Here is a 21,450-nt window from a genome sequence, read left to right as displayed (position 1 = left end):
TCGCACGGGTCATGGTCAGACTTCCCGCAGTGCAATGACGGCGCGGCGCGCGCGATCGAGGAACGGGCGGCGTTCTTCACCCGCTTCGAGCTGAATGGGCGCGCCAAAGGTCACCGAACACAGGATGGGCACTGGCACCACTTCGCCCTTGGGCATCACGCGCTGCACGTTGTTGATCCAGGCGGGCACCAGCACCACCTGCGGAAACATCTGCGCCAGCTTGAACAGGCCCGATTTGAAGGCCTGGGGCTCGTCGCCATGGCCGCGTGTGCCTTCTGGGAAGATCACGATGGAGTCGCCGCTCTCCAGTGCGCGCACCAGCGGGGCCAGCGGGTCGGATTCGGGCAGTGCGGCGCGCAGTTCTTCGGGCGTGGGTGCGCGGGGGGGCGCTTCGGGCGAGGGGTCTGGGCCCCCGGCAGCTGCCGTGTCGGCATCGGCTGCGGCGGCCTGTGTCACGGTGGGATCGGCGGCCACGGGCGCTGCGGGCCGCGCGGGCGTGGCCTGGCGGTCCACATATACGGCGTTGAACACGGCGGTGGTGATCCACTGCCGGAACGGCGTCTTGGTCCAGTAGTCCTTGGCGGCGATGGGCCGTGTGATGCTGCGCAGTTCCTCGGGCAGCGCCGCCCAGATCAGCACCATGTCGGCATGGCTCTGGTGGTTGGCAAAGTAGATACGCTGCTCGGCCTTGGGCGGACAGCCATACCAGCGGGCCTGGGAGCCGGTGAGAAACCGCACGATCCCCAGCAGAAGGAAACTCATCAACTTGGCAAGCATGGCGGGGATGATACGGGCGCCGGGCCAGCATGCCAGGCAAGGACCTGGGCAGCGCTACACCCAGATGCGATAGACCCAGAAAGCTTCGCCCCCATAGATGCCGTCATACAGCGCCTGCGGTGCGTAGCCGGTGATGCGGCGCGTGACGCGGCACAGGTGCGACTGGTCCGAGAACCCGGCGCCCACTGCCACATCGGCCCATTTGACCGAGCCCTGCGCAGCCTCGGCCGCGATGGTGTCGAAGAACGCCTGCTCGGCCTTGCCAAAGCCGCGCAGCTCGCGCAGGGGCAGCCCGGCCCAGCGCTTGATGCGCCGCTCCAACTGGCGCAGGCTGCGGCCGGGGGCGGACAGGGCAGCGCGCTGTGCGAGGTGTGCAGCCCAGTCGCCGTAGCGCTGTGTGGGCAAGGATTGTGCGGGGCGGCAGGCCTGCCAGCGGGGCTCCAGAAAATCTTCCAGGTGCTGCAGGCGGGCCGCGTTGTCGGGCAGGTTCTGCACCGCTTCGCACAGCGCCAGCCAGTCGGGCGGCAACAGCGATTGCGCGTCCACCATGCGATCGGTCAGGGCCCCAGGGTCCACGCCGGTGAGCTGGTGCAGCGCGTCGGGCATGAACATCACCATCATGGCGTGTGTGGGGCCTGCGCAGTAGCTGGAGGTGGGGCGGGTCTGCGGGCCGGCCAGCACCCAGCGGCCGGGGTAGGCCTCGCGCGGGCTGTGCTCTGTGGGCATGGAGTCGGGGCGCTCGGCCACCAGGGCCTCGCTGCGACCTTCAAACCACCAGCTCAAGCTGCACAAGGGGGACGCCGGAAAGCGGTTGATGCGTTGCGCGTCACTGAGTGTGTGGCCCACCGTGCTGCGCGCCATGGCGGCGCGCACGCAGGCCGTGAGGCTGGCGCGCGGCAGCCACAGCTCGCCCGAGGGGATCAGCCCGGCAGGGTGCCGTGGGGAGAGGGGGGCCAAGCTTGCCATGGGGCGCGAGTGTAGGCGACGGGGGCTGTCGCAATCGTTCAATACCAAGTCGTCGCTGCGCTGCAGCATGTGGGGCATGAACTCGCCCACAGTCACCACGTCGTCTGTTTCTTCTGTTGCTTCTCCCACTCCTCCCACCACGCCTGCAAGTCCGCGCGGCCCGCGCAGCCGCTGGTGGGGCCTGCCGCTGCTGCGCGCCATGCGGGCCGACTACCTGGGCTTTGTCACCCAACTGCAGCGCGAGCATGGCGACCTCACCCGCATGCGCTTAGGGTACGAAGATGCGTGGGACCTGATGCACCCTGACCTGGTGCGCGAGGCATTGGTCACCCATGCCGACCAGCTCATCCGCTGGGAGCGTGGCATGGAGGTGTTCGAGGAAGTGTTTGGCCAGAGCGTGCTGGTGACCGAAGGCGACACCTGGCAGCGCCAGCGCCGCATGCTGATGCCCGCCTTCACGCCCAAGCGGGTGGCAGGCTACGCGCAGCTGATGACCGATGCCGCCCGCAGCGCACTCGACACGGCCGTGCCGCCAGGCCAGCCCGGTGCCCAGGTGGCGGTGGATGCGCTGTGGACGGACGTGGCCATGGACGTGATCCTGCGCACGCTGTTCAGCACCTCGGCGCAGGCCGATGCGCGCGAAGCCGCCTGGGCCACGCAGACGCTGTCAGAAGCCGCCTTCCACGAAATGTTCATGCCCTTCACGCTGCCCGACTGGCTGCCCCTGCCGGGCAAGGCTGCCAAGCGGCGCGCCATCCGGTCGCTGAAGGGGCTGGTCTGGCGCCACATCCACGCCCGCCAGGCCGAGGTGGCCGCACCCGGTGCCCCGGAGCGCTCAGACCTGCTGCACATGCTGCTGGCGCTGCGCGACGAGCAAACCGGCGAGGCCTTGTCGGCGCAAGAGGTGTTTGACCAGTGCATCGTCAGCTTCCAGGCCGGGCACGAAACCAGCGCCACCACGCTGCTGTGGTGGACCCTGCTCATGGCCCAGCACCCAGAGGCTGCGCAGCGCGCCCAGGCCGAGGTCGATGCCGTGTTGCAGGGCGGCACCCCCGGCCCCGAGCATCTGGCCCAACTGCCCTGGCTGGGTGCCACGCTCAAAGAGGCGCTGCGCCTGTACCCCCCGATCGCCGCGCTGATGAGCCGCCGCACCACCGCGCCCATCACGCTGGGCGGCGTGCCGGTGCCCCAGGGCGCCATGCTGCGCATCACCCCCTGGGTGTTGCACCGCGATGCGCGCTGGTTTGCCGAGCCGGACCGTTTTGTGCCCGAGCGATTTCTGGACGGCGCGCCACCCATCCCCCGGGGCGCGTGGATTCCGTTTGGCCTGGGGCCGCGCGTGTGCATTGGCCAGCACTTTGCGATGCTGGAGATGACGCTGCTGGCGGCGATGCTGCTGCAGCGCTACACGGTGCGGCTGCCGGAGGGGGGCGCCGTGGGAGCGCCCCGGTTTCAAGTGACACTGCGGCCGGAGGGGACGTCTGCGCTGTGGCTGCAGCGGCGCGATGCGCCGCAGGGGCGATAAGGCGCGCTGTTTAGCGGTGGGTGACGTTCAGGGCAACTCCGCGCCGCCCATGCGCCCCAGGATCGTGCGCGTGCGCCCGGCCAGGTAGGCCGATCCGGGCGTTTTCTCAAAGCGCTTGGGCGCAGGCAGCATCACGGCCAGGCGTGCGGCCTCGGCGGTGTTCAGGCGGCTGGCGCTTTTGCGGAAGTAGTGCTGCGCAGCGGCCTCGGCGCCGAACACGCCCTCGCCCCATTCCACGTTGTTGAGGTAGATCTCCAGGATGCGCTGCTTGGAGAGCAACTGCTCCAGCGCCAGCGTGAGCACGAACTCCTGCCCCTTGCGCAGCAGCGTGCGTTCGCCCGACAGCAGCAGGTTCTTGGCCAGCTGCTGGGTGATGGTGGAGCCGCCCCGGATCTTGGGGGCACGCACCGGGCGCTCGGGGGCGCGGGCCTGCGCCTTGCTGGCCTGGGCTTCGGCCTTGGCGTTGCGCTCCCAGGCTTTTTCGATGGCGTTCCAGTCCACGCCGTCGTGGTTCACAAAACCATCATCCTCCGATGCGATCACCGCGCGCTTGAGGTGGTCGGAGATGTCCGCATACCGCACCCATTGCTGGCGCCAGGGCACATGGCCTTTGCTGGCCAGCAGCGTCCAGGCTTCGGAGCGCTGAAAGGTGGTGGACTCGGGGTTGATGGCCGCCATGGCGGCGATGCGCAGCACAAAGAACAGCTGCAGCGCCACGAAGGCAATCACCAGCAGTCCCAGCCAGCGCAGCACGGCTTTCATCGTGGCGTCCCCGGGGCTCAGGCGGTGGCAGACTGCTGCATCTCGCGCAGCACCTGGGCCGACGGCGGGCGTACGCCGCGCCACAGCAAGAAAGCCTCGGCGGCTTGCTCCACCAGCATGCCCAGGCCGTCGCGGGGCACCGCGCCGTGCTGCCGGGCCCAGTCGAGGAAGCCCTGCGCTGCAGGGCCGTACATCATGTCGTAGGCCAGGGCGCCGGGGCGCAGCACGCTGGCGGGCACCGGGATGCCGCCGCCAGAAAGGCTGCTGGCCGTGGCGTTGATGATTACATCGAAATGGGCCGATAGCGCTAGTGGATCTTGTGCTGATAGCTCTGCTTTTTGTAGCGCGGCCAGGGCACTGTGCGACTGCACCAGCGCCTGCGCCTTGGCCAGGGTGCGGTTGGCCACGGTGATGTGGCGGGCCCCCGCCAGCAACAGCGGGCCCAACACGCCTGCGGCGGCGCCCCCGGCGCCCACCAGCAGCACATCGCGCCCGGCCAGCGACACGCCCGCGTTGCGCGTGATGTCGGCCACCAGGCCCAGGCCGTCGGTGTTGTCAGCGTAGATGCTGCCGTCGGCGCGGAAGGTGAAGGTGTTCGCCGCACCCGCCAGTTGCACGCGCTCGCTGCATTCGGTGGCCAGGCCCGGCGCTTCGGTCTTGAAGGGCACGGTGACGTTGCAGCCGCGCCCGCCCTCAGCGGCAAACGCGCGCACGCCCTGGGCAAAACCGTCCATGGGCACCAAGCGGCGTTCATAGGCAATGTGGTCGCCGGTCAGCTCGGCAAAACGGGCGTGGATGGCGGGCGAGCGACTGTGGGCCACGGGGTTGCCCATCACGCAGTACAGGTCGGCAGGGTGGCTCATGATGGATGACGGCAAAAACGAGACTGAGGGAGGTGCGGGAGGGACATACCCATCGCACGCCGCCGTGACAACAACAAAGTCTGGGAGGGTGCTCGACGGATTCCGAAGCGCGGCTGGCGCCTAGCGGGCGTTTTCTTTCACCATGGTTTCCAGTGTCTGGTCACGGGTGAACTTGAAGCGCGCCACCATGGCGATTTGGTCGTATTCGCGGCGCATTTCGCGGTTGAAGGCGTCAAACGGGCCTGCGGCGCGGGCAATGGCCTCTGCACGGCGGTCCAGTGTGGCGTTGCCAGAGCCCTGCACGATCTCGGTGCCCAGTACACGGCCGTCGTGGTTGACGGTGAGGATCATGGTTAGCTCACCATACAGTTTCTTGCCGCCCTGTTCCGGGAAGTTTTCCGTGCCCTTGTCTTCCACCTTGTGGCGCAGGGTGTCGTAGTAGGCCGCATAGACTTTTTCCTGCGTCGCCGGGCTGATGTAGCGCTTCTTGGGGCGCGAATTTTGGGCGTTGATGCGCTTTTCGATCTCGGCCAGCAGCTTGACGAGCTGGCGGCGCTTTTCCTGCTCGCTGGCCTGTTCGGCGCTCTGGCTGGCCTGGCGCGGATCGGGCACGGGCATGGTGGCCAGTTGCTTGCGCAGCTGGGCCAGCAGCTGGGCCTGCTGCTCCTGCATCGCGTCCATCTTGCGCTGGGCTTCTTCGTAGTCGTCACCCACCGTGGTCAGCGCGGTGTACGGCAGGGGGCTGGTGGCCCGGCCCTTCTCTGCTTCGCCACCGCCCGCCAGGTTGGCCTGGGCAATCGCCTGGGCCTTGTCCGGGCGCTCGTTGGACTTGGCGTTGACCAGAATGACTTCGAGTGGTGTGTCCTGGAACACGCGGTTGAAGCCCTCGGGGTCGATGAAGCGCACCGAGATGAGCGCGGCATGCACGGCGATGGAGACGCCCAGTGCCAGCTGCAGCGTGCTGAAGGTGCGGAGGAAGGCAGGGAGTTTCATCGCCGGCAATTATCAGGGGCTGTCCGGGGGCTTCAAGCGGCCGGTGCTGCCGCAGCGGCATCGGCAGGGGCCTCGTTCACATCCACCGCAATCGCAATCGGGCCGGCCACGGTGTCGTCGTCCTCGGCATCGTCCACGGGGCCATCGTCGCTGGTGTCTGCGGGGTCGTCCAGGCGCTCGATCACGGTGCCGTGGATGTCGAGCGTGATCTCGTCCACCTCGCCCAGCTTGACCTTGAGGCGCGCGCCGCGCGGCAGGTTCTGCGCGCCCAGCACGGGGAAGACCAGCGGAATGTCGTCAGCCCGCACCAAAAAGCTACCGCCCGGGCCTTCCTTGAAGACAGTAGCGTTCAGCTCGGTGATGCCGTTCTGCTCCACATATTTCAGCGTCCAGAAGCGTTCCATGCCCGCCTGGTAGCCGTTGTAGGCGCTGTAGGCCGCGTCAAAGCTGCTGATGATGGAGAACAGGTCGGCGTCCTTGGGCTTGAAGGGCGCGGCCAGCGCGGCCGTCTTGCCGTGGCGCGCGCAGGCAATGATCTGCCACTGGTTGACCAGGTCGGTGTAGCGGCGCAGGGGGGATGTGGCCCACGAATACGCCTTCACGCCGATGCCCGCATGCGGCAGCGCCTTGGTGCCCATGCGCACCTTCACGCCCGGCGCCATGCTGGCCTGGCTGCGGTAGATGCCGGGCACGCCCAGCTCGGCCATCCAGCTACCCCAGGTGCTGTTGGCCACGATCATGGCCTCGGCCACGATCAAATCGAGCGGTGCGCCGCGCTGGCGCACGCTGATCTGCACCTGCTCGTCGCCGGTGGGCTCGGCGCCGTTGTTGCCGACCAGGCGGAAGTTGTAGTCCGGCCGGTTGAAGTTCTCAGGCTTGCCGCGCACGACTTCGCGGCGGGCCTTGAGGTCCTTGGCGAGGCGGTGCAAAAATGATAGCTGCGGGCGCAATTCGGACAAGCGCTTGGGGTCGTTTCGGTGCTCAAACGCCGGGTTGGTGAGCCATTCTTCCGTCACCACGCTGTCGAGCTGGTCGTGGCGCAGGTTGGCGGCCACGTGCACGCGCTCCAGCTTGGTCTCGGAGCCTTTGAACTCCAGCGTGGCTTCGTCGATGGTCACGTACAGCGACACGGCTGGGTTGGCGCGGCCTTCGTCCAGCGTGTAGGTTTGCACCACGTCGTCGGGCAGCATGGTGATCTTGTAGCCCGGCATGTACACGGTGGACAGGCGGGCACGGCCGAGCTGGTCGATAGCGCTGCCGGGCTGGATGGCCAGGCCGGGCGCGGCGATGTGGATGCCCAGCACCACGGTGCCCGTGCCCAGCCCCTGGACGGACAACGCGTCGTCGATTTCGGTGGTCTGCGAGTCGTCGATCGAGTAGGCCTGCGCGGGCGACAGCGGCAGCTCGTCGGCAATGACGGGGGCGGTAACGGCCGGAAAGCCCGTGCCCTTGGGGAAATTCTCGAACAAGAACCGCTTCCAGTGGAACTGGTAGCTGGAATCGATGGCGCCCGCCTTTTGCAGCAGGTCGAGCGGCGCGGTGTGCGTGGTGCGGCTGGCCTCGACCACGGCCTTGTACTCGGGCGCGTTCTTATCGGGCTTGAACAGAATCTTGTAGAGCTGGTCGCGGATGGGCTGCGGGCATTCGCCCCGGCCCAGTTGCGCTGCCCACTCGTCGATCTGCGCGAGGATGGCCTTCTTCTTCTCGATGGCGGCCAGGGCCTGCTGCAGGATCTCGGCCGATGCCTTCTTGAAGCGGCCCTTGCCTGCGCGGCGGAAGTAGTGCGGTGCGTCGTACAGACGGAACAGCGCACCGGCCTGCTGGGCCAGGGTGGCGTTCTCGGAGAAATAGTCCCGCGCCAGGTCGGCAAAGCCAAATTCGTCTTCGGGCGCGAACTCCCAGGCCAGGTCCAGCTCGATGGTCTCGGCCACGGCCTGGGCCTGGGCGACGAGTTCTGCCGGGGCGGGTTTTTCGAACTTCAGGAGGATGTGGGCGGCCTTGACCTTGACCCGTTTGCCCGAGTCCAGCTCCACTTGGGCAGAGGTATCGGCTTCGGACAGGATACGGCCGGCGAGAAATTTGCCGGCTTCTTCAAACAATGCGTGCATGGCGGCGATTGTCCCATGGGCGCCAGCGGGCGCCCGGGCGGCGGCGCATATGATCCATGGCGCGCCTTTTTGCCCCTACCTGCCATCCCATGCCCTTTGCCACCATGGCCACGCCGCTGACTCTGCTGGCACTGGCGCTGCCGTTCCTGTTCTGCTTTACGCAGGCCCCCATCAACAACTTCTGGCCCCTGCTGGCGTCCTGGGGCTGCGGCGCGGTGCTGGTGTTGCTGGCCCTGGCTCGCTGCGGCAGTACGCCGGGGCGGGGTCAGCAGGGGGAGACCGGGGGGGCGCCCGCCCTGGTGTCGAGCCGGATGCTGGCCGCCGGCCTGCTGGTCGCAGCGCTGGCCAGTGCGGCCATCGGGCTGCTGCAGTATTTTGTGGGGGACCCCGGCCTGCCCGGCGTGCAGCCCTCCACCCTGGGGCAGGCCATTGGCAACCTGCGCCAGCGCAACCAGCAGGCAACGTTGCTGAGCCTGGGCGTCTGGGCGCTGCTGTGGGCCCTGGCCCAGATGCAGGCACGTCTGGACCACCCCGGCATCGCCGCCCCTGTGCAGGGAGGAAAGGCCTGGCCCGGGTGGTTGACGGGGTTGCTGGTGGCCTGGGCGTTGGCGTTGCTGGCGATGTCGAGTGCCGCCACGGCCTCACGCACCGGGGCCGTGCAGTGGCTGTTGATGCTGGGGTTGGTGTTGTGCTGGCGCGTGTCGTGGGGGCGCCTGGTCCTGGGGCTGGGACTGGTGGGTTTGATCTTGTACGGCGCAGCGGCCTGGCTGCTGCCCCGCTTGCTGCTGGACTGGACCGGGTTTGCATCGGACGGGCTGTTTGTGCGCATCCTCGACGAAGAGCCAGGCTGCACCAGCCGCCGGGTGCTGTGGGCCAATGTGCTGCACCTGATCGCGCAAAAGCCCTGGGCGGGCTGGGGCTGGGGGGAGCTGGATTACGCACACTACGTCACAGTGTTCCCCGGGGAACGGTTTTGTGTGCTGCTGGACAACGCCCACAACCTGCCCTTGCACTTGGCGGTGGAGCTGGGCGTGCCGGTGGCGCTGATCTTTTGTGCCGCCGTGGTGGTGTGGGTGCTGCGCGAAAAGCCCTGGCGCGAGACCGATCCGGCGCGGCAACTGGCCTGGGGCGTGCTGGCGCTGGTGGGGCTGCACAGCCTGCTGGAGTTTCCGCTGTGGTACGGGCCGTTCCAGCTGGTCACGGTGGTGGCCGTCGCGTTGCTGTGGCGCTGGCAGCTGCCCGGCTGGGCAAGCTCGCTGGGCGCGCGCCGGGGTGCGGCCGCCATCATCTTGGCCGGGCTGGCACTGGGGGCCTATGTGGGCTGGGATTTTTATCGCGTCGGCCAGCTGTACCGGCCGTTGGCCGACCGGCCACCCTCCCTGCGCCAGGACACCGTTCGCAAGGTGGGCAACACCCCTTTCTTCACCGATCAGGTCGATTTTGCGCTGTTGACCACTATCGAGCTTTCACCCAGCAATGCGGGCCAGGTCTTTGGGGTGGCCAATAAGCTGCTGCACTTCTCGCCGGAGCCCCGGGTGATCGAGCCGCTGATCGAAAGCGCCACGATGCTGGGGCTGGACGACGAGGCGGCGTTTCACCTCAAGCGATACCGTGCTGCGTACCCGGCGGACTATGAGCGCTGGCGCGAGCAGGGGCGGCGGATTTCGTCCCACCTGAAGCCCTGACCGCATGCGCTGCGGACGGCTGCCGCGCGTTCAGGCCAGTTGCAGGAAATGGCTCACCAGCGGCAGGTAGTCCCCATAGTTGCCCAGCGCGTGGTCGCCCCCCTCCAGCACCACCTGCTTGGCCTGCGGGTAGCGCCCCACCATCTCACGCCAGTCCAGCACTTCGTCGCCCTTGGCAATGAGGGCCAGTTCGCGGGCGGCAGCGGGGCGGGCCCGCATGTCCAGGGCCTGCAACTCTTCGATGTACTCCGGCAAAAAATAAAAGCGCTCGCTCGGGTCGTGCCAGCTGGTCTGCTCGCCGATGTAGCGGGCGAGGTCGCGTGCCGGGTCCACAGCGGGGTTGAGCATCACGCTGGGGCAACCCGCGTGCTGCGCCACCCAGCTGGCATAGAAGCCGCCCAGCGACGAGCCAATCACGGCCATCGAACGCCGGGGCCAGCTGGCAATGCCCTGCGCCACCAGCGCCATGGCGGCACGGGGCGATGGCGGCAGCTGCGGGCACCAGAAGGTCACGGAGGGGTGGTGGGCCGCCACGTGGGCCGCAGTCTGGCGCGCCTTGGCCGACGAGGGGGACGAGCGAAAACCGTGCAGGTACAGCAGGTGGGTGGTGGTCATGAGACAGAAAGTGATCGGGGCAGGGGAATCACTGCTTTAACCGGGCTGGCGCAGGCATAAGATGTGTGCACCAGGGCGCCACACCGTGCGGCGCCTGGTTTTGCTACCCGCACCATGACCGATTTTGCCCCGCTTTCCACTGCCAGACGATGGGCGCTCGGATCAGGCGACAAGCCGCCTGCGTCGCTGGGGCGGTTTGAACTCAAGAAGCAGCTGGGCCGGGGCGCCCAGGCCACCGTGTGGCTGGCGCTGGACCCGCGCCTGCAGCGCGAGGTGGCCATCAAGCTGATGCGCCCCATGCAGGACCAGGACCCCTCCGTGCTGGAGCAGTGGCTGCGCGAGGCCCGCCACGTGGGGCGTCTGGCCCACCCCTACATCGTGCCGGTGTTTGAGGCCGATGTGCAAGGCGCGCAGCCCTACATCGTGTTCGAGTACGTGCCCGGAAGCACGCTGGCCGAGCACCTGGCCCAGCAGGGGCGCTGCACGCCCCACGATGCCGTGGCGCTCATGGTGGATGTGCTGGATGGCTTGCATGCCGCCCACCAGGCGGGCATCGTGCACCGCGATCTCAAGCCGTCCAACATCATGATCGATGCGCACCGGCACGCCCGGGTGATGGACTTTGGCATGGCGGCCCCTGTGCAGGCCGCACCGGATGCGCAACTGGCGAGCGGCACGCCCGCCTATATGGCGCCGGAGGCTGCGGCGGGCGCCGCGCCCACCCCCGCGATGGACGTGTATTCCGCTGGCTTGGTGCTCATCGAGATGCTGACCGGGCGCCCCCTCATCCACCAAAAGGACACCTGGCAAGCGCTGTACCGCATTGCCAACGAAAACCTGGCCCTGCCCGCCGACCTGGGCCCCGGCGTGGACGATGGCCTGCGCGCCATTCTTCAACGGGCCATGGCGCGTGACCCGGCGCAGCGCTACGCCACGGCGGCGGATTTTCGGGATGCGTTGCGCGCCTGGGCGGCACCGGCCAGTGCGCCATCGGCTGCCAGCAACGCCACGCTGGACTTTTTGCTGCGGCGCATGCGCCACAAGAGTGACTTCCCGGCCTTGTCGGACTCGGTGGCGCGCATCCAGCGGGTGGCCAATTCGGAAGACGACAGCATCAGCGACCTGACCCACGAAATCCTGAAAGACGTGGCGCTCACCAACAAGCTGCTGCGTCTGGTCAATAGCGTGCATTACGCCCACGCCAGCCGGGGCACCATCAGCACCGTGTCGCGCGCAGTGAGTCTGGTGGGCTTCAATGCGGTGCGCAACATGGCGCTGAGCCTGGTGCTGCTGGACCACATGCAGGACAAGGCCCATGCCAGCCAGATGCGCGAGGAATTTTTGCGCGCCATGATGGCGGGCTCGGTCGCGGCCGAACTGTGCAGCACCAGCCAGGCGGCCGAAGAGGCCTTCATCGGCGCGATGTTCCAGAACCTGGGGCGCATGCTGTGCGAGTTCTACTTTCCCGAAGAGGCGCGGCAGGTGCGCAGCCTGGTGGCGTCCGGGCGGCTGGAAGGGGGCGAGGAGGCCGCATCCGTCCAGGTGCTGGGGCTGGGGTTTGAAGACCTGGGTGTGGGCGTGGCGCGCGTCTGGGGCCTGCCCGACAGCCTGCAGCGCTGCATGCGCAAGCCCCTGGGCTCGCCCATGCAGCGTGCGCCCGAGCAGGGCGTGGAGCGTTTGCGCTGGGCTGCCATGGCGGCCAATGAGGTCGCCAGTGCCCTGTTGTTCAGCGAGCCCGCCCAGCTAGAGGGACAACTGGGACAGGTGGCCACACGCTACGCCCGCACGCTGGCGCTGTCGGCCGAGGCCATTGCCGACGCCACGCTGCGCGCGCGGCACAAGCTGGTGGCGCTGGCCGAGGCGCTGGACCTGCGCGTGGACCCCGACACGCCGGCGGCCCGCCTGCTCAAGCTGCCCTCGGCCGCCGGGGCGCAAGCCACACCCGACGACGCCTTGGGTGCCCACGAGTTGCGGGTGACGGAAACCCAGCCCCTGCCCGCTGTGCTGGAGTCTCAAGCGGGTGGCGCAGTGTCGGTAGCGCAGGTCAATGAAGTGCTGGCGGCAGGCATCCAGGACATCACCAACGCGATGGTCGAGAGTTTTCAGCTCAACGATGTGCTGCGAATGATCCTGGAGACCATGTTCCGCGCCCTGGGTTTTCGGCGCATGGTGTTTTGCCTGCGCGAGGCCCGCACCGACATGCTGACCGGCCGCTTCGGCCTGGGGGAGGGCAGCGAGGGGGCCGTCCGGGCCCTCAAGGTGCCGCTCAAGGCCCAGGGCGACCTGTTTGCCGCCGTATGCCTGCGCGGCGCCGACACCCTGATCAACGACGCCACCGAGCCCCGCATGCAGGCGCGCCTTCCCGAGTGGTACCGCAAGGGCGTCAATGCACCGTCGTTCCTGCTGCTGCCGCTGCAAATCAAGGGGCAGCCCTTTGCCCTCATCTATGCCGATCAGGCCACACCGGGGGGCATTGTGGTGGATGACAAGGCCTTGGGCCTGCTGCGCACCCTGCGCAACCAGGCCGTGATGGCCTTCCGGCAGGCGGGGTAGGGCTGCGGCTCGCGATCTCTCTGCCAGGGCGTTGGCTGCTCTGACGCCCGGCATCCGCCGATAATCGGGGAATGGCCGTCGTTTTTGAAAAGCCCACGCTCGTCCAGCGTCTGGCGCCCCTGTTCCGGGGCTTTGACCTCCCCCTCCTGTTGCTGGTTCTGTTGCTGGCCAGCGCCGGGTTGCTGGCTATGTATTCGTCGGGCTATGACCACGGCACGCGGTTTGTGGACCATGGGCGCAACATGCTCATCGCAGGGGCCATCCTGTTCATGGTGGCCCAGGTACCCCCCCAGAAAATCATGGCCTGTGCCGTGCCGCTGTACCTCACCGGCGTGGCCCTGCTGGTGGCGGTGGCGCTGTTTGGCATCACCAAAAAAGGGGCGACGCGCTGGATCAACGTGGGCATCGTCATCCAGCCCAGTGAGATCCTCAAGATCGCCATGCCGCTGATGCTGGCCTGGTGGTTCCAGAAGCGCGAGGGCACGCTGCGCCCGCTGGACTTTGCCGCGGCAGGCCTGCTGCTCGCCGTCCCGGTGGGCCTGGTCATGAAGCAGCCTGACCTGGGCACCTCGCTGCTGGTGCTGGCGGCTGGGCTGTCGGTGATCTTCTTTGCGGGCCTGTCCTGGAAGCTGATCCTGCCGCCGGTGCTGATCGGCGGTGTGGGCATCGCTACCCTGGTGCTGCTGGGTGACCAGCTGTGCGCAGACGGCGTGCGCTGGGTGGTACTGCACGACTATCAGCAGCAGCGCATCTGCACCTTGCTGGACCCCACCCGCGACCCGCTGGGCAAGGGCTTTCACATCATCCAGGGCATGATCGCCATTGGCTCTGGAGGGCTGTGGGGCAAGGGATTCATGGCGGGCACGCAGACCCACCTGGAGTTCATCCCCGAACGCACCACCGACTTCATCTTTGCTGCCTATTCCGAAGAATTTGGCCTGGCAGGCAACCTGTTCCTGCTGGTGTGCTTTCTGCTGCTGGTCTGGCGCGGGCTGGCCATTGCTGCAGGGGCCAGCACCTTGTTCGGTCGCCTCATGGGGGGCGCGGTGTCGATGATTTTCTTCACCTACGCGTTTGTGAACATGGGCATGGTCAGCGGCATTCTGCCGGTGGTGGGCGTGCCCCTGCCCTTCATCAGCTATGGCGGCACGGCCATGGTCACACTGGGGCTGGCACTGGGCATCCTGATGTCGGTGGCGCGGTCCCAGAAGCAGGAAACCAAGGACCCTCTCCCTGCCGCGCTGTAGGGCCTTGTGCAGGCGGTTGCCCGCAGCACGCCCTCGGGGTACAAACCGGCTGGCCAACTGTGTTTTGGTCGCTCAGCATCCGGAGGGTTTCCCATGGCGGCGAAGTTTGAGCTCAAGAAGTCGAAAAACGACAAGTTTGTCTTCAACCTGCTGGCCGCCAACGGCCAGGTCATCCTGACCAGTGAGATGTACGAGTCCCGCGCCAGCGCGCTCAATGGCATCGAAGCGGTGCGCAAAAATGCCCCGAACGATGGTCGTTTTGGACGGCTCAGCGCCAAGAACGGTGCGCCGTATTTCACCTTGAAAGCCGCCAACGGCCAGGTGATTGGCCAAAGCCAGATGTACTCCGGTGCCAAGGCCCGGGACGCGGGCATCGAGTCGGTGCAGGCCCATGCGGCCGAGGCTGGGCTTGACGACCAGACGGCCACCTGACGCAGTGGGCTGCGCTGAAGGAGCGCCGGGTGCACATAGGGGCATGTGGCCACCGCCCGGGCAAGGGCAGGTTGGGCGCCTAAAATGCCTTGATGACTCTCCGCTCCACCACTGCCGCGCCCCAGCGCGCGGCCACCAGCCAGCGCATCGATGTTGCCCGTGAACTGCTGCTGACCCCTTTTGGCCTGGACGAAGGCCACCTTGCCCGCGCATTGGCCGAAATTCGCACCCACCAGGTGGACGATGCGGACCTGTACTTCCAGTACACCCGCAGCGAAGGCTGGAGCCTGGAGGAAGGCATCGTCAAGACCGGCTCCTTCAGCATCGATCAGGGCGTGGGAGTGCGCGCCGTCAGTGGCGAGAAGACAGCCTTTGCGTATTCGGACGACATCTCAGAGGCGTCTTTGCTGGATGCGGCCCGCACCGTGCGGTCTATTTCGGCTGCAGCGCAGGCAGGTAAAGCGCGAGTAGCTCCCAAAAAGGTAGCGGCGAGCCGCAGCCTGTACCCGGGCGTGGACCCCATCGCCTCGCTGGACAGCACGGCCAAGGTGGCGCTGCTGGAGCGGCTGGAGCAGCGCGCCCGCGCCAAGGACCCGCGCGTGGCACAGGTGATGGCAGGGCTGGCCAGCGAATACGACGTGGTGCTGGTAGCGCGCGCCGACGGTACTCTGGCGGCGGATGTGCGCCCGCTGGTGCGGCTGTCCGTCACCGTGATTGCCGAGCAGAACGGTCGCCGCGAGATGGGCTCTGCAGGCGGCGGTGGCCGTTTTGGCCTGGCCTATTTCGACGACGAGCAGATGGGCAAATATGTCGATGAAGCCGTGAACGCGGCCCTGGTCAATCTGGAGTCCCGCCCCGCCCCGGCGGGCGAGATGACCGTGGTGCTGGGCTCGGGCTGGCCCGGCATCCTGCTGCACGAGGCCATTGGCCACGGGCTGGAAGGCGACTTCAACCGCAAGGGCTCGAGTGCTTTCAGCGGCCGCATTGGCCAGCGTGTGGCGGCCAAGGGCGTCACAGTGCTGGACGACGGCACCATTGCCGACCGCCGAGGTTCGCTGAACGTGGACGACGAAGGTCACGCCAGCCAGCGCAACGTGCTGATTGAGGACGGCATCCTGAAGGGCTACATCCAGGACTCCCTGAACGCCCGCCTGATGGGCGTGGCGCCCACCGGTAACGGCCGGCGCGAAAGCTACGCCCACATCCCCATGCCGCGCATGACCAACACCTACATGCTGGGCGGCGACAAGGACCCGCAAGAGATCATCGCCAGCATCAAGAAGGGCCTGTACGCCAGCAACTTCGGTGGCGGGCAGGTGGATATCACCTCGGGCAAGTTCGTGTTCTCGGCCAGCGAGGCGTACTGGGTGGAAAACGGCAAGATCCAGTACCCCGTCAAGGGCGCCACCATCATCGGCAGTGGCCCCGAATCGCTCAAAAAAGTGACCATGATCGGCAACGACATGCGCCTGGACAGCGGCGTGGGCACCTGCGGCAAGGAAGGCCAGAGCGTGCCCGTGGGCGTGGGGCAACCCACGCTGCGCATCGAAGGTCTCACGGTGGGTGGCACGGCCTGAGGGTTGCGTTGGTAGTCTGTCGGCAGACCTTGGGTGGTGCGTGACTTCGCGTTTTCACCTGCTTTTCGGGGCTTGTACTGCGCATTGGCCAGCGCACAATGGGTGACACCATGCCCGCCACGCGCCCCAGTCAACTGCTGACGCTCCAGTCGTTTGGAGATATCAGCCGCTTCTTGCGCGAAGGCGTGGCGGACGAAGATTCACGCCAGCTCCGCGACAGCCTGGGCGTGTTGTCCACGCAGATCGACGAGGCGGTGCGCACCCGCCGCACCAGCACCGACACCACCGAAATCACGCGCCGCGTGGTGGCCTTGTCCCACAGCGCGCGTGAACATCAGCTGTTTTTGACCGGCCTGGGCTCGGCATGGCACGCGCTGTACGAGTTTGGCGCCTACCAGCGCGCACTGCGAGAGCTGCGCAACGCCATTGCTGACTGGCAGTCGATGCTTGAGCAGCGCAGCACCAAAGAAAGCGCCAGTTTCGACCAGTTCGAGCTGCTGGCCTGGCGCACGCTGGGCGAGGCGTTGCTGCTCATTGACATGTACGAGCACCAGAGCAATCCGGCAAGTGATTTGCAGGACATGCCGCCGCCGCGCAAGCCCTCGGCACTGCAGCGCTTGCGGGCATGGTTTCGGGGCTGCCGGCGGTGAATGGCCGGGGCGCCACGTGTTGTAAGCGGGCGCGTGTCGTGCATTCGCAACAGACGGAGGGTGCCGAACCGGCGCACTCCTGTGCTACATTGGCTGCCATGCAAGTTCGTAGCGCGTTTTATTTTTGGTTTTTTATCTCGGTCCCCGGCGGATGAGAGGAAAACGCGCAAGCACACACAACCTCCCCATACCAACCGCCGACGCTGCAAAGCCCGGCGGTTTTTGTTTTTCAGCCCTCCCGTTTTTCCATCCACTCCAACCGACTCCACGAGGAAGCAACCATGACGGCCACTACCAACCCCACCAGCGATGCCTGGTACCGCAGCGTCGAGAAAACCAGCCAGACCGACGACGAACGTATCAAGGACATCACCGTGTTGCCTCCTCCCGAGCATCTGATCCGCTTCTTCCCGATCGGCGGCACGCCGGTCGAGTCGCTGATCACCCGGACCCGCAAGAACATCCACAACATCATGGCGGGCAAAGATGACCGCCTGCTGGTGGTGATTGGCCCTTGCTCCATCCACGACCCTGCCGCTGCTGTCGAGTACGCCCGCCGCCTGATGGCCGTGCGCACCCAGTACGCCGACACACTCGAAATCGTGATGCGCGTGTACTTCGAAAAGCCACGCACTACCGTGGGCTGGAAGGGGCTGATCAACGACCCCTACCTTGACGAAAGCTACCGCATCGATGAAGGCCTGCGCATTGCGCGCCAGCTGCTCATCGAGATCAACCGACTGGGCATGCCTGCCGGCAGCGAGTTCCTGGACGTGATTTCGCCCCAGTACATCGGCGACCTCATCAGCTGGGGCGCGATTGGCGCGCGCACCACCGAGAGCCAGGTGCACCGCGAGCTGGCCTCTGGCATCTCGGCGCCCATCGGCTTCAAGAACGGCACGGACGGCAACATCCGCATCGCCACCGACGCCATCCAGTCGGCGAGCCGGGGCCACCACTTCCTGTCGGTGCACAAGAACGGCCAGGTGGCCATCGTGAACACCAAGGGCAACAAGGACTGCCACGTGATTTTGCGCGGCGGCAAGATGCCCAACTACGACGCTGCCAGTGTGGCCGCTGCCTGCAAGGACCTCGAAGCCGCCAAGCTGCCAGCCACGTTGATGGTGGACTGCAGCCATGCCAACAGCAGCAAGCAGCACGAAAAGCAGCTGGACGTGGCCCGCGACGTGGCGGCCCAGGTGGCCGGCGGTTCGCGCAGCGTGTTCGGCCTGATGATCGAAAGCCACCTGACCGCAGGCGCCCAGAAGTTCACGCCTGGCAAGGACGATCCTTCGGCACTCGAATACGGGAAGAGCATCACCGACGCCTGCTTGGGCTGGGACGCCTCGCTGCAGGCGCTGGCCGAGCTGTCGGACGCCGTCAAGGCACGCCGCGCCCGCTGATCGCTGGCTCCATTGCAAGGTCTAAACTGGGGCCTCTTGCTGCACGCACTCTGCGTGCAGCAGCGGTCACCAGTCACCGCAACAACACAGAAAGGCGATCCATCATGCACAGCGAAGTGTCGGTCAAGCTGGCCGCAAACCAGGAATACCGTTTTGATCTGGAGGGCGCCGAGCCCATGGCCCACGAGGCGGGGCGGCGCTGGCTCGACGATCAGTTCATCGCGCTGGACTGCGAGCCTCTGCGCGCCAGCGGCAAGGTGCTGCTGGCCGACAAGGTGCTGACCGTGGCCCGCGCGGCCGGTGTGGCGCTGATGCAAGACCCCACCTGGTCCCGCGACTTTGCGCGTGCCGCCAGCGCCGCACTCGCCAAGCCCATCGTGCGGGTGGACGTGCCGGGCATGGCGGTCACGTTTTGAACGCCATTTGATAAAAATTGGCTGCTAGCGCTGGTGGAGTATGCGCCAGTAGCTATTATTTTTGTAGTGCTTGCAGCAGCTTGGCGTGGATGCCGCCAAAGCCACCATTGCTCATGCACACCACGTGGTCGCCCGGGCGTGCGGCCTGGGTGACCTGGGCCACCAGCGTATCGATGTCCGGGGCCGTCTGGGCGCACTGGCCGGGCCCGACGCCCAGCGGTGCCAGCGCCTGTGCAGCATCCCAGTCCAGCCCTGCCGTGTGGCAAAAGGCCAGATCGGCGGGCTCCAGCGCCCAGGGCAGCTGGCTTTTCATCGCGCCCAGCTTCATGGTGTTGCTGCGGGGCTCGAACACCGCCAAGATGCGTGCGCCAGCGCCTAAGGTACGGCGCAGGCCGTCAAGCGTGGTGCGCAAGGCGGTAGGGTGGTGGGCAAAGTCGTCGTAGACGGCCACACCGCCCACCGTGCCACGCAATTCCATGCGCCGCTTGACGTTCTGAAAACTGCCCAGAGCGGCCGCGGCCTGTGCGGGCGCCACGCCCACATGGTGGGCCGCCGCGATGGCCGCCAGCGCATTGAGCTGGTTGTGCACGCCGGTCAGTGTCCATTCCACGCGCGCCACGGTTTGCCCCTGGTGCACCACGTCAAAAGCCTGCGGGTCACCCACGGCGTGAAAGTCGCTGACGGCGGCGCCAAAGCTGGTCACCTCGCTCCAGCAGCCGGTGTGTAGCACGCGGGCCAGGCTTTCTTCCAGTCCATTGACCACCACGCGCCCCGACGGAGGAACCGTGCGCACCAGGTGGTGGAACTGGCGCTCGATGGCCGCCAGGTCGTCAAAGATGTCTGCGTGGTCAAACTCCAGGTTGTTCAGCACGGCGGTGCGGGGCCGGTAGTGCACGAACTTGCTGCGCTTGTCGAAAAAGGCGGTGTCGTATTCGTCGGCCTCGATCACGAACAGCGGTGCGGCGCCGAGCGGCGTGGCGGCTGGCGCGGGGCGCTGCGCAGCGCCCAGGCGCGCGGACACGCCAAAGTTCAGCGGCACCCCGCCGATCAGAAAGCCCGGCTGCTGCCCGGCCGACTCCAGAATCCACGCCAGCATCGAGGTGGTGGTGGTCTTGCCGTGCGTGCCGGCCACGGCCAGCACATGGCGACCGTGCAGCACATGCTCGGCCAGCCATTGGGGGCCGCTGGTGTAAGGCAGGCCCGCGTCCAGAATGGCTTCCATCAACGGAAACTTGGGGGAGCCGTCGGCCAGCCGGGCGCGGCTGACAACATTGCCCACCACAAACATGTCGGGCTGGAGCGCGAGCTGGTCGGCGCTGAAGCCTTCGATCAGGTCGATGCCCAGCGCGCGGAGCTGGTCGCTCATGGGTGGGTAGACCCCGGCGTCGCAGCCCGTCACCTTGTGCCCTGCCTCGCGCGCCAGGGCCGCGAGGCCTCCCATGAACGTGCCGCAGATGCCCAGTATGTGTATATGCATGGGCGCAGATTCTAAGGCCGGGGGGGCCTCCTTCAAGGCAAAAAGGACTGCTGGCGCCGACTCTGTCTGCCTGAGGTGCTCTCAAAATAGTAGTTCCCCTGCGCGCCGGTTGTCTGGGTCGCCAGTGCCGCCTGGGGTCATCGGCCGCCGTGTCACGGCTTCGCGCCACAATGCAGGGTCTTTAGTTCTCCACCGCTGCCATGCACACACCCCTGAGCGAAGAAATCGCCCAAACGACCGCCCGCCTGGTGGTGGAGGAGGGGCTGGAATGGGGCCCCGCCAAGCGCCGGGCGCTGCGGCAGATGGGCCTGCCAGCCCGCACCCCGCTGCCTGACAACGATCAGGTGGAAGAGGCGGTGCGGGAGTATATCCAGCTCTTCTGTGCCGACACCCAGCCGCGCGAGCTGCGGGCGTTACGCCAACTGGCCCTGGTGTGGATGGACCGCATGGCGGCCTTTCGGCCGCATCTGGCGGGGGCGGTGTGGCATGGCACGGCCACGCGCCTGTCAGACATTTACCTGCAATTGTTCTGTGATGACCCCAAATCGGCAGAGATCGCGCTGATCGATCATCATGTGGACTACGAACCGCGAACGGTCACTGGCTTTCATGGCGAATCGGTGGAGGCGCTGAGCCTGGGTAGCAAATCGCCCGAGCTCAATGAAATGATCGGTGTGCACCTGCTCATCTATGACCTGGACGACCTGCGGGGTGCGCTCAAACCCGACGCCAAGGGCCGGACACCGCGCGGTGACATCACGGCCGTGCGCCGCTTGCTTCAGGAATCCACGACCCCATGACACAGCCTGCTGAATCTCTCGCCCCGGTGACTCCCGATGTCTCCGCTCCCTCGGCAGCGCGCAGGCGCCTGTTGTATGCGGGGGTGGCTGGGGCTGCGGCTCTGGGTGGCGCGGGCTTCGCATGGTGGAAGTTTCAGCCCCATGCCGTGGAGCCGGGGGCCGAGCAGGCGCTTTGGGGGCTGGAGTTTGAAACGCCCGCCGGTAGCACCGTGGCCATGAAGTCCCTGGCTGGCAAGCCGCTGCTGCTCAATTTTTGGGCCACGTGGTGTCCACCCTGCGTGGAAGAGCTGCCCATGCTCAACGCCTTCTATCGCGAACAATCTGCCAAAGGCTGGCAAGTGCTGGGTTTGGCGATTGACCAGCCCTCGGCGGTGCGCAAGTTTCTGACGCGCATTCCGCTCGATTTTCCGGTGGGGCTGGCTGGTTTGGGCGGCACGGATCTGGGACGGTCGCTGGGCAACCTGACAGGAGGCTTGCCCTTCACGGTGGTCCTGGGCGGGGAGGGGAAGGTGCTGCACCGTAAAATGGGGCAAGTGACCACTCAAGACCTGCAGCTTTGGGCGGGGCTGCGTTGAGGATGCGCGCCCATATACACGGGCTG

The 21,450-nt window shown here is 66.8% G+C and carries 19 protein-coding genes; 11 read left to right on the top strand and 8 right to left on the bottom strand.

Translation table 11 applies throughout. From position 1 onward, the window contains the following. Positions 1-15 precede the first annotated feature (15 nt). Together C380_RS19920 and C380_RS19915 are read right to left on the bottom strand one after the other, a co-directional pair. A complete protein-coding gene (locus C380_RS19920; protein WP_015015648.1) occupies positions 16-777 on the bottom strand; it encodes a 1-acyl-sn-glycerol-3-phosphate acyltransferase in 762 nt (253 codons plus the stop codon). 54 nt (positions 778-831) lie between these two features. Further along, entirely contained in the window at positions 832-1,743 is a 912-nt protein-coding gene (locus C380_RS19915) for a helix-turn-helix domain-containing protein (protein WP_238544049.1), read from the bottom strand. Positions 1,744-1,819: 76 nt separating this feature from the next. On the opposite strand from C380_RS19915, the gene C380_RS19910 reads away from it, so the two are divergent. Next, positions 1,820-3,268, top strand: a complete 1,449-nt coding sequence (locus C380_RS19910; RefSeq protein WP_083871634.1) for a cytochrome P450 — start codon at positions 1,820-1,822, stop codon at positions 3,266-3,268. Between the two features lie 27 nt (positions 3,269-3,295). On the opposite strand, the gene mtgA is transcribed toward C380_RS19910, so the two are convergent. The 4 genes from mtgA to C380_RS19890 all read right to left on the bottom strand — a co-directional run bounded on the left by mtgA (position 3,296) and on the right by C380_RS19890 (position 7,994). Next, positions 3,296-4,030 (bottom strand): monofunctional biosynthetic peptidoglycan transglycosylase, encoded by a 735-nt coding sequence (gene mtgA / locus C380_RS19905; RefSeq protein WP_015015645.1) that lies wholly within the window; start codon positions 4,028-4,030, stop codon positions 3,296-3,298. A 17-nt stretch (positions 4,031-4,047) separates the two neighbouring features. Then, positions 4,048-4,893, bottom strand: coding sequence for a shikimate dehydrogenase (gene aroE, locus C380_RS19900; RefSeq protein WP_015015644.1), 846 nt, complete (start codon positions 4,891-4,893; stop codon positions 4,048-4,050). 120 nt (positions 4,894-5,013) lie between these two features. Beyond that, positions 5,014-5,886 (bottom strand): TonB family protein, encoded by an 873-nt coding sequence (locus tag C380_RS19895; RefSeq protein ID WP_015015643.1) that lies wholly within the window; start codon positions 5,884-5,886, stop codon positions 5,014-5,016. A gap of 32 nt (positions 5,887-5,918) precedes the next feature. After that, on the bottom strand, positions 5,919-7,994 hold the full coding sequence (locus tag C380_RS19890; RefSeq protein WP_015015642.1) for a ribonuclease catalytic domain-containing protein: 2,076 nt from the start codon (positions 7,992-7,994) through the stop codon (positions 5,919-5,921). Positions 7,995-8,083: 89 nt separating this feature from the next. On the opposite strand from C380_RS19890, the gene C380_RS19885 reads away from it, so the two are divergent. Next, the gene (locus tag C380_RS19885) at positions 8,084-9,679 is read left to right on the top strand and encodes a Wzy polymerase domain-containing protein (RefSeq protein ID WP_043565672.1); all 1,596 of its coding nucleotides are present in this window, start codon (positions 8,084-8,086) and stop codon (positions 9,677-9,679) included. 30 nt (positions 9,680-9,709) lie between these two features. Here C380_RS19885 and C380_RS19880 read toward each other — a convergent pair whose 3' ends face one another. Next, entirely contained in the window at positions 9,710-10,294 is a 585-nt protein-coding gene (locus C380_RS19880; protein WP_015015640.1) for a YqiA/YcfP family alpha/beta fold hydrolase, read from the bottom strand. Between the two features lie 114 nt (positions 10,295-10,408). Here C380_RS19880 and C380_RS19875 point away from each other — a divergent pair, with 114 nt between their 5' ends. The 7 genes from C380_RS19875 (at position 10,409) to C380_RS19845 (ending at position 18,572) form a co-directional block, all read left to right on the top strand. Next, positions 10,409-12,847 carry a serine/threonine protein kinase gene (locus C380_RS19875; protein ID WP_015015639.1) on the top strand — a complete coding sequence of 813 codons (2,439 nt, stop codon included), beginning with the start codon at positions 10,409-10,411 and terminating at the stop codon, positions 12,845-12,847. A gap of 71 nt (positions 12,848-12,918) precedes the next feature. After that, the gene (rodA, locus tag C380_RS19870; RefSeq protein WP_015015638.1) at positions 12,919-14,094 is read left to right on the top strand and encodes a rod shape-determining protein RodA; all 1,176 of its coding nucleotides are present in this window, start codon (positions 12,919-12,921) and stop codon (positions 14,092-14,094) included. Between the two features lie 93 nt (positions 14,095-14,187). Further along, entirely contained in the window at positions 14,188-14,526 is a 339-nt protein-coding gene (locus C380_RS19865) for a YegP family protein (protein WP_015015637.1), read from the top strand. Positions 14,527-14,618: 92 nt separating this feature from the next. Then, the gene (tldD, locus tag C380_RS19860) at positions 14,619-16,103 is read left to right on the top strand and encodes a metalloprotease TldD (RefSeq protein WP_015015636.1); all 1,485 of its coding nucleotides are present in this window, start codon (positions 14,619-14,621) and stop codon (positions 16,101-16,103) included. 110 nt (positions 16,104-16,213) lie between these two features. After that, a complete protein-coding gene (locus C380_RS19855; protein ID WP_043566923.1) occupies positions 16,214-16,753 on the top strand; it encodes a hypothetical protein in 540 nt (179 codons plus the stop codon). Between the two features lie 281 nt (positions 16,754-17,034). After that, positions 17,035-18,156 (top strand): 3-deoxy-7-phosphoheptulonate synthase, encoded by a 1,122-nt coding sequence (locus C380_RS19850; protein ID WP_015015634.1) that lies wholly within the window; start codon positions 17,035-17,037, stop codon positions 18,154-18,156. Positions 18,157-18,260: 104 nt separating this feature from the next. After that, entirely contained in the window at positions 18,261-18,572 is a 312-nt protein-coding gene (locus C380_RS19845) for a hypothetical protein (RefSeq protein WP_015015633.1), read from the top strand. A 55-nt stretch (positions 18,573-18,627) separates the two neighbouring features. Here the strand turns inward: C380_RS19845 and mpl are convergent, their stop codons facing one another. After that, positions 18,628-20,049, bottom strand: coding sequence for a UDP-N-acetylmuramate:L-alanyl-gamma-D-glutamyl-meso-diaminopimelate ligase (gene mpl / locus C380_RS19840; protein WP_015015632.1), 1,422 nt, complete (start codon positions 20,047-20,049; stop codon positions 18,628-18,630). Between the two features lie 200 nt (positions 20,050-20,249). Here mpl and C380_RS19835 point away from each other — a divergent pair, with 200 nt between their 5' ends. Next, complete coding sequence (locus C380_RS19835) at positions 20,250-20,849, top strand: hypothetical protein (protein WP_015015631.1); 600 nt, start codon at positions 20,250-20,252, stop codon at positions 20,847-20,849. Continuing rightward, positions 20,846-21,424, top strand: a complete 579-nt coding sequence (locus C380_RS19830) for a TlpA disulfide reductase family protein (RefSeq protein WP_015015630.1) — start codon at positions 20,846-20,848, stop codon at positions 21,422-21,424. Before C380_RS19835 ends, C380_RS19830 begins: the two co-directional genes overlap by 4 nt. Positions 21,425-21,450 lie beyond the last annotated feature (26 nt).

It is taken from the genome of Acidovorax sp. KKS102 (assembly GCF_000302535.1).
GTDB lineage: Bacteria > Pseudomonadota > Gammaproteobacteria > Burkholderiales > Burkholderiaceae_C > Acidovorax.
This window is presented reverse-complemented; position numbering and strand designations above follow the sequence as displayed.

Excerpts from the sequence above, each read along its gene's own strand:
- C380_RS19895 (WP_015015643.1), bottom strand. The coding sequence starts at position 5,886 with ATGAAACTCCCTGCCTTCCTCCGCACCTTCAGCACGCTGCAGCTGGCA.
- C380_RS19910 (WP_083871634.1), top strand. The coding sequence starts at position 1,820 with ATGAACTCGCCCACAGTCACCACGTCGTCTGTTTCTTCTGTTGCTTCT.
- mtgA (WP_015015645.1), bottom strand. The coding sequence starts at position 4,030 with ATGAAAGCCGTGCTGCGCTGGCTGGGACTGCTGGTGATTGCCTTCGTG.
- C380_RS19915 (WP_238544049.1), bottom strand. The coding sequence starts at position 1,743 with ATGGCAAGCTTGGCCCCCCTCTCCCCACGGCACCCTGCCGGGCTGATC.
- C380_RS19865 (WP_015015637.1), top strand. The coding sequence starts at position 14,188 with ATGGCGGCGAAGTTTGAGCTCAAGAAGTCGAAAAACGACAAGTTTGTC.
- C380_RS19845 (WP_015015633.1), top strand. The coding sequence starts at position 18,261 with ATGCACAGCGAAGTGTCGGTCAAGCTGGCCGCAAACCAGGAATACCGT.
- C380_RS19885 (WP_043565672.1), top strand. The coding sequence starts at position 8,084 with ATGCCCTTTGCCACCATGGCCACGCCGCTGACTCTGCTGGCACTGGCG.
- tldD (WP_015015636.1), top strand. The coding sequence starts at position 14,619 with ATGACTCTCCGCTCCACCACTGCCGCGCCCCAGCGCGCGGCCACCAGC.
- C380_RS19830 (WP_015015630.1), top strand. The coding sequence starts at position 20,846 with ATGACACAGCCTGCTGAATCTCTCGCCCCGGTGACTCCCGATGTCTCC.
- C380_RS19855 (WP_043566923.1), top strand. The coding sequence starts at position 16,214 with ATGCCCGCCACGCGCCCCAGTCAACTGCTGACGCTCCAGTCGTTTGGA.
- C380_RS19880 (WP_015015640.1), bottom strand. The coding sequence starts at position 10,294 with ATGACCACCACCCACCTGCTGTACCTGCACGGTTTTCGCTCGTCCCCC.
- C380_RS19835 (WP_015015631.1), top strand. The coding sequence starts at position 20,250 with ATGCACACACCCCTGAGCGAAGAAATCGCCCAAACGACCGCCCGCCTG.
- C380_RS19850 (WP_015015634.1), top strand. The coding sequence starts at position 17,035 with ATGACGGCCACTACCAACCCCACCAGCGATGCCTGGTACCGCAGCGTC.
- aroE (WP_015015644.1), bottom strand. The coding sequence starts at position 4,893 with ATGAGCCACCCTGCCGACCTGTACTGCGTGATGGGCAACCCCGTGGCC.
- C380_RS19875 (WP_015015639.1), top strand. The coding sequence starts at position 10,409 with ATGACCGATTTTGCCCCGCTTTCCACTGCCAGACGATGGGCGCTCGGA.
- rodA (WP_015015638.1), top strand. The coding sequence starts at position 12,919 with ATGGCCGTCGTTTTTGAAAAGCCCACGCTCGTCCAGCGTCTGGCGCCC.
- C380_RS19890 (WP_015015642.1), bottom strand. The coding sequence starts at position 7,994 with ATGCACGCATTGTTTGAAGAAGCCGGCAAATTTCTCGCCGGCCGTATC.
- C380_RS19920 (WP_015015648.1), bottom strand. The coding sequence starts at position 777 with ATGCTTGCCAAGTTGATGAGTTTCCTTCTGCTGGGGATCGTGCGGTTT.
- mpl (WP_015015632.1), bottom strand. The coding sequence starts at position 20,049 with ATGCATATACACATACTGGGCATCTGCGGCACGTTCATGGGAGGCCTC.